The sequence below is a fragment of the Vibrio nigripulchritudo genome, from assembly GCF_027924785.1.
GTDB lineage: Bacteria > Pseudomonadota > Gammaproteobacteria > Enterobacterales > Vibrionaceae > Vibrio > Vibrio nigripulchritudo.
Window position 1 is genome coordinate 2,981,834 of record NZ_AP027049.1, and the last position, 13,124, is coordinate 2,994,957.

The following is a 13,124-nucleotide window of genomic DNA, read 5'->3' on the forward strand; positions in this document are numbered from 1 at the left end:
TCATTTACTTCAAATGAGCGTCTTTGAAGAGGAGTCACCATGTTTAAACCCTCTCCACCTATTGTGCTAACGATCGCTGGCTCAGACAGCAGTGGTGGCGCAGGCATCCAAGCTGACATCAAATCTATCTCGGCTACGGGGGGATATGCGTGTTCGGTGATCACTGCTCTGACAGCTCAAAATACTCAAGGGGTGTCAGGAATACATTCCGTTCCTGTCGAGTTTGTTGAACAACAGCTCGATTCGGTGTTTAGCGACCTCAATGTGATTGCAGTGAAAGTGGGCATGCTGAACGACGCTCAGATCATCAAATCAGTCGCTCGGCGATTACGTCAATACCAGCCTCAATATTTGGTTGTCGACCCAGTGATGGTTGCAACCAGTGGGGATAAATTATTAGAAGACAGTGCGGTTGAAACCCTAAAGCAAGAATTGATTCCTCTCGCAACCTTGATCACGCCAAACTTACCTGAAGCAGCAGTATTAACTGGGTTAGACCTTCCAGATAATGAAGACGATATGGTAGCAATGACCGATGCATTAAAAGCCACTGACGCTTTAAACATTTTATTGAAAGGCGGTCACCTAGAGACGGACGACAGCAGTACCGATCTACTCATCACCTCCCAAAAGATATCGCGATTCAGCGCAAAACGTCACGCTTCCAAAAACACTCACGGCACTGGGTGCACGCTTTCGTCTGCGATTGCCTCTTATCTGGCTCAGGGTCAGCCTTTGGAACAGGCTGTCAGCATGGCAAAAAACTACATTACGAAAGCCATTGCTCATGCTGATGAACTGGAAGTAGGAAACGGTCGCGGACCCGTTCACCATTTCTATACCGATTAAAAACAAAAAAGCCGAAGCATAAGCTTCGGCTTTCTTTAATCATCTAACGACTAAGGCGTATAGTATGTTGCTGCACCTGGTCCAACAGGCAAGCCAAATACGAATACCCAAGCGTAGAACAGGATACTCCAACCTATGATGAAGCAGATTGAGTATGGCAACATGGTCGCAATCAGCGTACCGATGCCCAAGTTCTTCATGTAGCGCGTTGCAACCGCCAGGATCAGGCCAAAGTAACTCATCATTGGAGTGATGATGTTAGTGGTCGAGTCACCAATACGGTACGCCGCCTGAATGGTTTCTGGCGCGTAGCCAACCAGCATCAACATTGGAACGAAGATAGGTGCTGTTACCGCCCACTGAGCAGAAGCAGAACCAATCATCAGGTTGATGAAACCACACATCAGAATGAAGGCGAAGAATAGCATAGGACCAGTCAGACCAATGCTTTGCAGGAAGTCTGCACCCGCAACTGCGAATACCTGACCAAAGTTCGTCCACTTAAAGAAAGCAACAAACTGAGCCGCGAAGAACACCAGCACAATGTACATGCCCATAGAAGACATAGACTTCGCCATGGCATCAATCACATCGCGATCCGTTTTCATTGTGCCCACGACTTTGCCGTAAACAAAACCTGGAATTGCAAAGAAAACAAAGATAAACGCTACGATACTCTTCAGGAATGGAGAGCCAGCTACTTCACCTGTAACCGGGTTGCGAAGTACACCGTTTTCAGGAACGATAGTCCACGCCAGTAAACCGCTCACTACAAGAACTGCAAGACCAGCAAGTTTCAGGCCTTTCTTTTCCTGAGCAGTCAGTTTACCCATTTCATCTTTAGACAGATCTTCAGACGCTTCTTCAGAATTGTATTTGCCTAGCTTAGGCTCAACAATCTTCTCAGTTACGAAAGCACCCGTGATAGCAATGAAGAAGGTAGAAACAAACATGAAATACCAGTTTGATTCAGGTCCTACTGTGTAAGTAGGGTCGATCATCTGTGCTGCTGTTTCAGTAATACCTGAAAGAAGTGGGTCAACCGTGCCGATCAGCAGGTTCGCAGAGTAACCGCCAGATACACCAGCAAATGCCGCAGCCAGACCCGCTAATGGGTGACGACCCAAAGAGTGGAATAGCATCGCTGCCAGTGGAATCAGAACAACGTAACCAAGTTCGGAAGCGGTATTGGATATGATGCCGGCAAAAACAACCGTAAAGGTTACCATGCGCTTAGAAGCACCCATTACCATGCCGCGCATTGCTGCAGAAAGTAGACCAGAATGTTCAGCAATCGCTACACCAAGCATAGCTACCAATACGGTACCTAGCGGTGCAAAACCAACAAAGTTTTTCACAAGGTTAGTTACGATCAACTGCAAGCCTTCAGCATTCAACAGGCTGACAACCTGAATCATGCCATCTGCTGAACGACCTTTTGCTCCTTCTGGACGCGGATCGACAACAGAGACTTCAAAGTACCCTGCGATACCGGACATAACCAGAATAGCAACACAGAAAATAGCGAATAGAGTGATTGGGTGGGGCAATAGATTCCCCAAATATTCCACACCATCAAGAAAACGTGTAAATAACGACTTTTTAGGTGGATATTGTGTATTTGAAGCAGATGAACTCATCTGTTCCCTCCTTGTAGTAATTCCTCGCTTTGTTTGACGTACCTATCAAAAAAGCAGGCGGAGATTACGTCACATAGAGAGTAATTTAAAGTCATAAATGTTACAAATGGTAAATATGTAACAAATTTAAAACCAGTTTCACGATTTTATATAAACAAATAATCCAAAATATTTATACTTTACGACATATAAAATACACAATTATGAAACTCTGCACATTTCTACTTACTGTTTTTTACCCAGCAACGAACAGTATGAATTCAATGGGAATGAACCAGTTAGGCTCTCAATAAATGTTACGCAACTGCTGTTTAAATTCTGAAAAAATTCAGACATAAAAAAATCGGTCTCAGAAAGCATCTGAGACCGATTTTTTAAGCCGTTTATCGTTTAAAAACTTAAACGACCTGCTATAAGGATTGTTTACTTACGCTTCTTAACCTTTCCCTGAACCGCTTTGAAACGAGGGTTGGTTTTGCAAATCACGTAAACACGTCCACGACGCTTAACAATCTGGCAGTCTGGGTGACGCTGCTTAGCGCTTTTTAGGGAACTTAGTACTTTCATTATTCACTTGCCTCTTCTTTTTTCTTAGAAGTCATGCCGCCAAAGCGACGGTTAAAGTTAGCCACACGACCTTCTTTATTAACCACACGTTGTTTGCCTGTGTAGAAAGGATGGGACTCAGAAGAAACATCCAAGGTGTAGTATGGGTAAGTATTACCGTCTTCCCATTCGATCGTGCGATCTGTTTGCAGCGTCGAGCCGATCAAAAAGTACTTATCTACACTCGTGTCATGAAATACGACAGTTCTATATTCAGGATGAATACCCGGTTTCATTTTAAGTTAACTCCGAAAAACTTAGTGTTATGTTATAACAGTGCATATTGATAACGATTATCACTTAAGATTGCAAGTATTTTTTATGATATCGTCAGCTTAATTAGTCTGTTTTGAGCACCGATTCCCATTCATGACACACTCCATCGTTCCTATAGGTTTTATAGAATCTCCCTATAAAGAAAAGTTTGCCGTGCCTCGTCAGCCAAGGCTTGCGCCAAGTTCAACAGCACGAATCAAATTAACGGGAGAAGCGAATTCTCCAGAAGCTGTTCGAGATATTGAGCAATTCAGCCACATTTGGCTGTTATTTCTGTTTGACCAAAATTTAACCGCAGGTTGGAAGCCAACGGTTCGCCCTCCAAGGTTGGGGGGCAATGACAGAATCGGGGTATTCGCCTCACGAGCCACATTTAGACCAAACGGTATTGGCATGTCAGCGGTCGAATTAAAAGGGGTTGTAAAAGAAGGTGAACAGGTCTATTTGGATCTGGGCAGTGTTGATTTGGTAGATGGCACACCTGTCATCGATATCAAACCGTATATTCCGTATTCCGATTCTATCCCTGACGCAACGGGAGGGTATGCGGAACAAGCGCCCAGTAAATTTGAGGTTAGTTTTTTGCCTGCCGTATACGAGGCACTAGATAAACACCCGAACCGCACTCAAATTGTGAATGTCATAACCGAAGTGTTAGCGCAGGATCCGAGACCGGCTTACAAGAAAAACAAGCCGGACAGCAAAGAATACGCAGTAAATTTGTTCGATTTGAATGTAAAATTTTCGGTCAGCGACAACTTAGTGCTAGTTCGGGCAATTGAACACTTTTGACAATCACATTTGGCTGATATCATAAGCGGCTTGATTCGGGCTGACAGCCCCAACCTCCCTGAATAGGGACTCTTTACTCCTGCCCATTCTGGCTTGAGTAGCTAACTTTAATAAACGGATAAATTGAATGCGTACCAGTAACTATCTTCTTTCTACTCTGAAGGAGACCCCAAACGACGCAGAAGTAGTGAGCCACCAGCTCATGCTACGTGCAGGTATGATCCGTAAGCTGGCTTCAGGTTTGTATACCTGGCTGCCTACTGGTCTTCGTGTACTGCGTAAAGTCGAAAACATCGTTCGTCAAGAAATCAACAATGCAGGTGCAGTTGAAACTTTGATGCCCGTTGTACAGCCGTTTGAACTATGGGAAGAGACAGGGCGCAGCGAGAAAATGGGCGCTGAGCTACTTCGCCTTACTGACCGCCATGAACGTCCGTTTGTACTTAGCCCAACAGCTGAAGAAGTGATCACTAGCCTTGTGCGTAACGAAGTGAACTCCTATAAGCAGCTTCCGCTAAACCTTTACCAGATTCAGACCAAGTTCCGCGACGAAAGACGCCCACGTTTTGGTGTCATGCGTTCACGCGAATTCTCAATGATGGATGCGTACAGCTTCGACATTGATAAAGACGGTCTGCAACAATCTTACGACGCTATGCATGATGCTTACTGCAAAGCGTTTGATCGTATGGGTCTTAACTACCGCCCGGTTCTTGCTGATACTGGTGCTATCGGTGGTAATGGTTCTCACGAGTTCCATGTACTGGCGGAAAGTGGTGAAGATCTGATCGCTTTCTCTTCTGAGTCGGATTACGCAGCAAACATCGAAAAAGCAGAAGCACTCGCTCCAACAACCGAGCTAGCAGCACCAACTCAGGAAATGACGTTGGTCGATACGCCAAACGCGAAAACCATCGCTGAGTTGGTAGAGCAGTTTGAACTGCCAATCGAGAAGACAGTGAAAACTCTGTTCGTTAAAGCCTCTGACGAAGTAGACGCCGACATTATCGCGCTGATCATTCGTGGCGATCATGAGCTAAACGAAATCAAGGCTGAAAATCTAGCGCAGGTTGCCTCTCCACTTGAAATGGCAACAGAAGAAGAGATTCGTGCACTGATTGGTGCAGGTCCTGGTTCACTTGGTCCTGTAGGTCTAAAACTTCCGTTCATTGTTGACCGTACCGTTGCCGTAATGAGTGACTTTGGCGCTGGTGCAAACATTGATGACAAACACTACTTCGGTATCAACTGGGGTCGTGACGTTGAGCTTGGTCAGATTGAAGACCTGCGTAACGTAGTTGAAGGCGACCCTAGCCCATGTGGTCAAGGTACCATTCAGCTTAAGCGCGGTATTGAAGTCGGTCATATCTTCCAGTTAGGTAAGAACTACTCTGAGAAGATGAACTGTGGCGTACTTGGTCCAGATGGCAAAAACGTCATCCTGGAGATGGGTTGTTACGGTATTGGTGTAACACGTGTTGTTGCTGCCGCTATCGAACAGAACCACGATAAGTTCGGCATCATCTGGCCAGACGCGATTGCACCATTCCAGGTAGCTATCGTTCCTATGAACATGCACAAATCTGAGCGTGTGAAAGAAGCCGCTGAAAAACTGTACGCTGAATTAACCGCAGCAGGTATTGAAGTACTCTTTGACGATCGTAAAGAACGCCCTGGCGTCATGTTCTCTGATATGGAGTTGGTTGGTGTCCCACACACTATCGTAATTGGCGACCGTAGCATGGACGAAGGCAACTTCGAATACAAAAACCGCCGCACAGGTGACAAGACGCCTGTAGCCATGGCTGATATTGTAGACCACGTTAAGGGTCAGCTGGTTTAACTCCTCTCTACAGTTTTAATCCAAAAAAGAGCAACTGAGTTGCTCTTTTTTTATTTCTGAATCCACTCTCTGGCTCCTCACAGATTCATATTCATCTTTCATTCATATTGCCGAGCGTACTCTGGCTCAGTCCTTTAAAGCGGAGGTGAGTATGGATCTCAAAAGTCTGTTAAACCAAGCACTGAATTCTGATGTGTTAAAGCAAGGTAGTCAAAGCCTAGGGAACACTGCGCAAAGTCTCGGTAAAAGTGCGCAGCAGTTTGGGCAAGACAAAAGCCAATTAGCGACATTAGGAGCTGGTGCAGTAGGAGGTGGTTTAATCGGCTTGCTAATGGGTTCCAAAAAATCCCGCAAAATGGGGAAGAAAGCCTTAGGAGTAGGAAGCGCCGCCGCCCTTGGAGCACTTGCTTTTAAAGTTTACAACGACTGGCAGAAAAGCCAGTCAGGGAATACTTCCCCACCTCCTTCCGTTCCTCAGCTTTCAGAAGATCAACACAGTATTTTGATCTTGAAATCCATGATTGCCGCAGCGAAAGCCGATGGTCATGTCGATGCTGATGAACAACAAAAGATCCAGCAAGCCGTTGCTGAATTAGGTGCGGACGAATCCGTTCAACAGCTCGTTCAAGCTGAGCTGAATAAACCTCTGGATCCTTCTGAAATTGCGTTAGCAGTATCCCACAAAGAACAAGCAGCTGAAGTATATTTAGCATCGCTTCTAGTCGTCGATGATCAGAACTTTATGGAAAAGAGTTATCTCAAAGAACTCGCTAATCAGCTTGGTCTTGCTGACGAGCTTGTGCAACAACTCGAAGCTCAGGTACAACGTTAAGTTTTCTCAGGTGGCTTTGTTCCCTCATTGCGGAGCCACCTGAGCTTTATTCTTCCTAATTGAGCGCTTAAATAAGCACCAACCTGTTCCCCATCTTGCGCTGAAACAAACTCATGTTTTGAGTTTGTTTTTTTGTATATTGAGGTCACCTGGGTATCTCGGTATATTGACCGCAGTTTTCCTTTTTCTAGGTAGTTGTTATGAAAGTATTCGATTGTTGCGAAATGATTCGTGAAATGTATGCGCAGATAGGCAGTGGTGACCAAGCTTATGTGCCTAAAGCCATCGCTTGCTCTATTCGAGCACTCAATGACATCGCAGCAGACTCTAACCTTCCAAAAGACGTTCGTGAAAAAGCGGCATTTGCGGCAGCGAATCTCCTGATCTCCGATTTCGAGGATGCTTAAATGAACTTATCGAATTACGAAAATATGGATCCGGTCATGCTGATGAGTATCGTGAACATGAAACTTCGCGACGACTTCGGTGGCGATCTCGACAAGCTGGTCGTTTTCTTCGACATCGATAAAAGCAAACTGGAAGCGAGACTGGCAACGGCTGGTTTCGAGTTTCTACCTGACGCAGGTCAGTTCAGATAAAAAAACGCCGCTCAACTTGAGCGGCGTTTTTTTGTTTCCAATTTCTATTAACCGAATGAAGCCCAGATGACCGTAGCAACAAGAACAGGGCACACAAACTTCACATAAGCAGGCCATATCTTACCAAACCAACCTAACTGGAAGTCTGGGTTTCCTTGCTCTAGTTCCTTAATTTTGGAATGACGGTTCCACACCCAACCACCAAATAAGCAGAACATCAAAGCTGCTGTCGGCTGAAGATATTGCGTTGCCACCATAGCAACCAGACCAAACAGATCGCCAAAGTTAAAGACAATCACCACACTAAAGAGTGCGATTAATCCACCAAGCACCCAACTTGTCAGGCTACGACCTGTATCCATTCTCTCACTTACCAGTGCGACAGGGCATTCAAGCATCGAAATTGAAGAAGTCAGTGCTGCAATCGTCAGTAATAAGAAGAAAATGATGGCAAAGATCTGACCGAGTAAGCCAAGGCTTTCAAACATCAGAGGCAATACCGTAAACACAAGCGTGTCAGAGCTCAGAAGAGAGCCGTCTTCCGCGTAGATTTGCACCCCCTTCTGCATGGCAACAAACATCGCAGGCATAACAACAAGACCAGCAATAAATGCCACGGCGGTATCTACAAGCGTTACATTCATCGCCATTTTAGGCAGGTTCTCTTTTTTACTCAGGTAAGAACCGTAAATCAGCATGGAACAACCACCAATGGTTAGCGAGAAGAAGCCTTGTCCCATAGCCGCAAGAATCAGTTTTCTGTCCCACACTTTTTCAAAATCTGGAATCAGATAGTGTTTCAAGCCTTCCATCGCTCCGGATTGCATCATGATATAGATGAACAGCAGACCAAAGAGAATAAACAACGCAGGCATCAGACGAGAAGACCACTTCTCAATACCCTGTTTTACACCACCTTGAACAATCAGAATGGTAAGAACGTAAAAAGTGATGGTACCAAAAAGGTTACGTTCTACACTGAATCCTTTAAACCACTCTGCCGCCGAGACAAATCCAAATAACTCAGCGATGGCACCTAAAAGAAAACAGATTAACCAACCGCCTACAATGGAATAAAACGCCAGAACAGCACTTGGTACACTGAGACCAATCCAGCCGACTAACCCACCAACAGTTTTCCCGGCCGGATTTGCTGTTAACGACTTCATACTGTCGACAGGGTTAGCCTGACCGTGCCTGCCTATCGCCATTTCGACCACAAGCATTGGAAATGCCACAACCAAAATCATAATGAGGTAGACCATTAAAAATGCGCCACCACCATTACTTGCTGCCTGAGTAGGAAAACCCCAAATGTTTCCAAGACCTACCGCAGCTCCTGCCGCTGCTAGAACAAACCCTAAACGCGACCCAAAATTCTCTCTTGTACTTGCCATACTTCGTTACTGACACACCTCTGAACTAGTTGACTAGTACAATAGTGTTTTCAACGCCAAATAACAAGAGATAGCAGTATCATTAACCAGCTAACAGCTCGCAAAACAAACGATTCATCTAGTAAAAAAGAACTGGCTATTCATCAGATAGAAACAACCTTTTCAATAAAGTGAGATGCCTCGTAAAGCTGTTGAAATAGCCAGTTAGCAGAATATTTCTCTGTGATATTCCATCTAGTTTTGCAATTAATTCAAAACCCTACCAATGACATTGCTTAAAAATCCATCTAATAAGGGAAAGATTCGTGCTTTTTGCGTTTGTAGATTGAAGCACTTTAGTTCTGGGGGAGCAGTCAGTCCCCATTTTTATGACGGGAGAAGAAATGAAAAGGACAATTATCAGCGGCGCTATTCTGTCCGCTCTTAGCCTTGCTGGCTCAGTACAGGCGGCGACGGTCGACTGTACTGCTTTGCCAGTTTGGCAACCAGAAACAACCTATTCCACAGATGGAAAGGTCCAGTTTGAAAACAATGCTTATCAAGCGAGATGGTGGTCGCAAGGAAAATCGCCGGCTACCCATTCTGGTGACTGGCAGGAGTGGCAATGGTTAGGGGCTTGCAGTGGTTATAATGCACTGCCAGAAGTGACCATCACTTCCCCATTGAACAATGCTCAGCTATCTACAGGGCAGATAATCGGATTACAAGCCAACGCATCAGACATTGACGGAAATGTCGCACAGGTAGAATTCTTCCTTTCTGGTGTAAGCCTGGGTGTTGTAACTGCCGCTCCTTACACTCTGGACTGGACAACAACGACAGGTAGCCACACCATTTCTGCTGTTGTAACTGACAATCTGGGCGCAACAAACGAAGCCACCGTGCAGATCAGCGTAAGCCCTGCGGGTGATTTGGTTCCGCCAAGCATTCAATTGACGTCTCCGACAGGCTCAGAAACCTTAGTTCAGGGTGATGTGTTGGCTATCGCGGCTAAAGCTTCTGATACCGATGGCTCTGTCTCGAAAGTCGAGTTTTATGTTGATAACGCCTTGGTTGCAACAGACACCACCGCACCATTTGAGCATAACTGGACAGCCGTTGCGGGTACGCACGTTATTTCCGCTAAAGCAACGGACAATGACAACCAGTCTACCGCTAGTCAGGAAGTCACAGTTAACGTGAATTCAGGGTCTTCTGGTGGTTGTGCCGATGCTGTTCCATACGTAGCTGGGACAGCCTACTCAAACGGCGATCTGGTTGAAAACAATAACCAGAAATACCGTTGTGACCAAGCAGGATGGTGTTCATCAAGCTCCGCGTGGGCGTATGAACCTGGAGTGGGTGCGCACTGGCAGGAAGCGTGGACAGGTTTGGGCGCTTGCAGCGCGGCACCTGAAGTAACACTAACTGCACCAGCGACAGGTGACGTCATCCTTGCAGGATCCACAGTTGCTGTCAGCGCCAATGCATCTGATGCAGACGGCACAGTGACGCAAGTTGAATTCTTTGCAAACAGCACCAGCATCGGAGTTGATACTCAAGCGCCTTACACTGTGAACTGGTCTGCAACTGCTGTTGGCGAGACAACGGTCAAAGCCGTCGCAACAGACAACGGCGGTTCAACGGGTGAAGCTTCTGCTTTGGTGACTGTTAGCGATCAGCCTGTTGTTACCCGCTTAACGGCACCAGCAAACGGCAGTGTGGTTGGAGTAGGTAAATCAACGCTAGTGAGCGCTGACGCCACCAGCCTGACAGGCACAGTCCAAAGCGTTGATTTCCTGGTGAACGGTTCAGTCATCGCTTCAGATACTACTGCGCCTTACAGCACAAACTGGACTCCGGCAGCCATTGGTAGCTACACACTGACGGTTATCGCTAAAGATTCGGCTGGCAACAGTGCGGTATCTTCAGGTGTTACAGTAAGCGCTGTCGAGCAGGTAGCGAAAAAACATAACCTAATTGGTTACTGGCACAACTTCGTTAACGGCTCAGGTTGCCCAATTCGCCTAGCGGATATGTCTGAGCGTTGGGACATCATTGATATCGCGTTCGCAGACAATGATCGTAACAGCGACGGAACGGTCCACTTTAACCTTTACTCTGGCGACATTCACAGCACCTGCCCTGCAATGGATCCTGTTCAGTTCAAGCAGGACATGGCAGCGCTACAGGCGAAAGGTAAGATCTTCGTTCTCTCTCTAGGCGGTGCAGAAGGCACCATCACTCTTAACACAGATCAGGATGAAGCTAACTTTGTCAGCAGCCTGACCGCTATCATCAAGGAGTGGGGTTTTGATGGTCTAGATGTAGACTTAGAAAGCGGGTCAAACCTTGTTCATGGCTCCCAAATTCAGGCTCGTCTCGGTCGTGCTCTGAAGGCTATTGAAGCTAATACAGGCGGAGATATGTACCTGACCATGGCACCTGAACACCCTTATGTACAGGGCGGAATGGTCGCTTACACGGGTATATGGGGTGCGTATATTCCGGTCATTGACCAAGTACGCGATACGCTAGACCTGCTTCACGTACAGCTCTACAACAATGGCGGTTTGCCTAACCCTTACATGCCAGGTGCAGCGCCTGAAGGTTCTGTCGATATGATGGTGGCTTCAGCGAAGATGCTGGTGGAAGGCTTTGCTCTGGCGGACGGTTCTCAGTTCGCTCCGTTGCGTGACGATCAGGTAGCCATTGGCTTGCCATCTGGACCTAGCAGCGCGAACTCTGGTCAGGCTCCGGTTCAAAACATCTACGACGCTCTGGACTGTCTGATTAAGGGCACTAAGTGTAGTTCTGTTGTTCCGGCGAAACTGTACCCGAACTTCGGTGGTGTGATGACCTGGTCCATTAACTGGGATCAGCACGACGGTTTCAACTTCTCTGTCCCTGTTGGTAACAAACTAGACCAACTGAACGCAGGCAAGTAAAGCGAACTCAAACACAAAGGGGAGCCATCGGCTCCCCTTCTTTATGCATACCTAAATTAAAAACACCGGATAATCTTTTAACTCTGGAATCTTCTCATGCAGCTTCTGTTCTTCTGTTGCCACGTCTTTCAGTTGCTCACAGTATTGCTGTGCTTCTTTACGAATCTCTTCAGACTGTCCTTGGATTTTCTCTTTTAAAGAATCTTTAAGAGCACTCATCTGTTTTTGCATTTCGGTAAAGTTAATGCCACCGTCGGTTTTCATTTTTTCCGACAACGCTGAAAAAGCGCTCGAGAAAAACTCACCATTAAAGGTTTGCATGGCACCTTCAAAGTCTTTCTTCCAATTGCTGAAAGCATCTTTGAATGCATTTTCCTTCAGGATGAACTCGCCTTCCTGATAGTAGCGTGACTCCAGCTCTGAATAGAAATCATCAATAGCGGTTTTTACATTGCTAAACGCTTCGCTATTGTCAAAGCTGGCACTGACGTCATCCACAATGTCTTTTGCCAGATCAGCACCGTTATTGGCGATGTCTTTGGCTCTTGGGACGTACTCGTTCATTTTTTCGCGGTAAGTGTCCACCGCCTGAGCTTGCCACTCACTGAGTGACAATTTTTCTCCATTAATGAATACGTTGTTGTCTTTGTCGATCAGAACTTTCGCCTGACCTTGTTGATATACTTCGACTTCATGTCCGTCCAAATGGACTTCATTTTCTACATCTACTTCGCATTGAGACGCATGTGAGTAAGTACTCATTGTCAGCAATGCCAATCCTATCCATTTTTTATACATAGTCACCTCAACATCGACCACTACTTCGCCCAAGTTAGCAAAGTGAGTGAGTAAAATGTCAGTAGTTTGTTATATAAGGGAAACAATTTCGTATTCGGTTCGCTGGTGTCCCGCTTGCAGAGACACTTCATCCCCCAAGTATTTTCCCTTCAATTCTTGTCCAAGAGGCGCTTGCAGAGTCACAACTGCAACGGGCTCGCCGTTAAGCTCAACGCTCATTCCACCTGCAGAAGGACCGATAAAATACCAGAAAGTTTTGCCTTCTCGGTTTTCAAGTTGGATCAGTGCCGTCATGCCTATCGGTGTATCTTCGTCATACTCACGCAGGATCAGTTCTGAGTACAAGCGGATATTTTCTTCACACTCAGCCACTCTCTGCGCCTGACCATGCGCCAGGTACGCCGCTTCCAGTGCCAGAGTGTCGTACTTGTGTTCGGGTACGGTTTCTTCATCTGTCGCAGAATCAATGGCAGTTTGCGCAGCGCTGTGCGCGGTTTGATGTGTGCGTTGCAATTCAACCAGAAATGCCTGTCGGAGTTCAGACTTGTTCATATTCTTTTGATTA

At 46.2% G+C, this 13,124-nt stretch carries 13 protein-coding genes; 7 read left to right on the forward strand and 6 right to left on the reverse strand.

From position 1 onward, the window contains the following. The first annotated feature begins 39 nt into the window (after window positions 1-39). Entirely contained in the window at window positions 40-849 is an 810-nt protein-coding gene (gene thiD / locus QMG91_RS13675) for a bifunctional hydroxymethylpyrimidine kinase/phosphomethylpyrimidine kinase (protein WP_022549886.1), read from the forward strand. 50 nt (window positions 850-899) lie between these two features. On the opposite strand, the gene QMG91_RS13680 is transcribed toward thiD, so the two are convergent. The 3 genes from QMG91_RS13680 to QMG91_RS13690 all read right to left on the reverse strand — a co-directional run bounded on the left by QMG91_RS13680 (window position 900) and on the right by QMG91_RS13690 (window position 3,331). Beyond that, on the reverse strand, window positions 900-2,489 hold the full coding sequence (locus tag QMG91_RS13680) for an AbgT family transporter (RefSeq protein ID WP_004401612.1): 1,590 nt from the start codon (window positions 2,487-2,489) through the stop codon (window positions 900-902). A 423-nt stretch (window positions 2,490-2,912) separates the two neighbouring features. Beyond that, entirely contained in the window at window positions 2,913-3,056 is a 144-nt protein-coding gene (ykgO, locus tag QMG91_RS13685; RefSeq protein WP_004401614.1) for a type B 50S ribosomal protein L36, read from the reverse strand. Beyond that, window positions 3,056-3,331, reverse strand: a complete 276-nt coding sequence (locus QMG91_RS13690) for a type B 50S ribosomal protein L31 (protein ID WP_004401615.1) — start codon at window positions 3,329-3,331, stop codon at window positions 3,056-3,058. The genes ykgO and QMG91_RS13690 overlap by 1 nt, the downstream gene beginning before the upstream one ends. 133 nt (window positions 3,332-3,464) lie before the next feature. Here QMG91_RS13690 and tsaA point away from each other — a divergent pair, with 133 nt between their 5' ends. From tsaA to QMG91_RS13715, 5 genes are all read left to right on the forward strand, one after another. After that, complete coding sequence (tsaA, locus tag QMG91_RS13695; protein ID WP_281827123.1) at window positions 3,465-4,163, forward strand: tRNA (N6-threonylcarbamoyladenosine(37)-N6)-methyltransferase TrmO; 699 nt, start codon at window positions 3,465-3,467, stop codon at window positions 4,161-4,163. Window positions 4,164-4,290: 127 nt separating this feature from the next. Beyond that, a complete protein-coding gene (locus tag QMG91_RS13700; protein ID WP_223096141.1) occupies window positions 4,291-6,006 on the forward strand; it encodes a proline--tRNA ligase in 1,716 nt (571 codons plus the stop codon). Window positions 6,007-6,157: 151 nt separating this feature from the next. Further along, a complete protein-coding gene (locus QMG91_RS13705) occupies window positions 6,158-6,838 on the forward strand; it encodes a tellurite resistance TerB family protein (protein WP_004401620.1) in 681 nt (226 codons plus the stop codon). Window positions 6,839-7,038: 200 nt separating this feature from the next. Then, entirely contained in the window at window positions 7,039-7,245 is a 207-nt protein-coding gene (locus QMG91_RS13710; protein WP_022549882.1) for a YaeP family protein, read from the forward strand. Further along, window positions 7,246-7,437, forward strand: a complete 192-nt coding sequence (locus tag QMG91_RS13715; protein WP_022549881.1) for a DUF4250 domain-containing protein — start codon at window positions 7,246-7,248, stop codon at window positions 7,435-7,437. It abuts the gene before it with no gap. Window positions 7,438-7,484: 47 nt separating this feature from the next. Here QMG91_RS13715 and QMG91_RS13720 read toward each other — a convergent pair whose 3' ends face one another. Next, window positions 7,485-8,834 carry a sodium-dependent transporter gene (locus tag QMG91_RS13720; RefSeq protein ID WP_281827128.1) on the reverse strand — a complete coding sequence of 450 codons (1,350 nt, stop codon included), beginning with the start codon at window positions 8,832-8,834 and terminating at the stop codon, window positions 7,485-7,487. A gap of 383 nt (window positions 8,835-9,217) precedes the next feature. Here QMG91_RS13720 and QMG91_RS13725 point away from each other — a divergent pair, with 383 nt between their 5' ends. Next, window positions 9,218-11,761 carry an Ig-like domain-containing protein gene (locus QMG91_RS13725; protein ID WP_022594672.1) on the forward strand — a complete coding sequence of 848 codons (2,544 nt, stop codon included), beginning with the start codon at window positions 9,218-9,220 and terminating at the stop codon, window positions 11,759-11,761. Between the two features lie 51 nt (window positions 11,762-11,812). On the opposite strand, the gene QMG91_RS13730 is transcribed toward QMG91_RS13725, so the two are convergent. Both QMG91_RS13730 and QMG91_RS13735 read right to left on the reverse strand, forming a co-directional pair. Further along, window positions 11,813-12,559, reverse strand: a complete 747-nt coding sequence (locus QMG91_RS13730; RefSeq protein ID WP_281827129.1) for a YggN family protein — start codon at window positions 12,557-12,559, stop codon at window positions 11,813-11,815. 69 nt (window positions 12,560-12,628) lie between these two features. Further along, window positions 12,629-13,111, reverse strand: a complete 483-nt coding sequence (locus QMG91_RS13735; RefSeq protein ID WP_281827132.1) for a transcription elongation factor — start codon at window positions 13,109-13,111, stop codon at window positions 12,629-12,631. Window positions 13,112-13,124 lie beyond the last annotated feature (13 nt).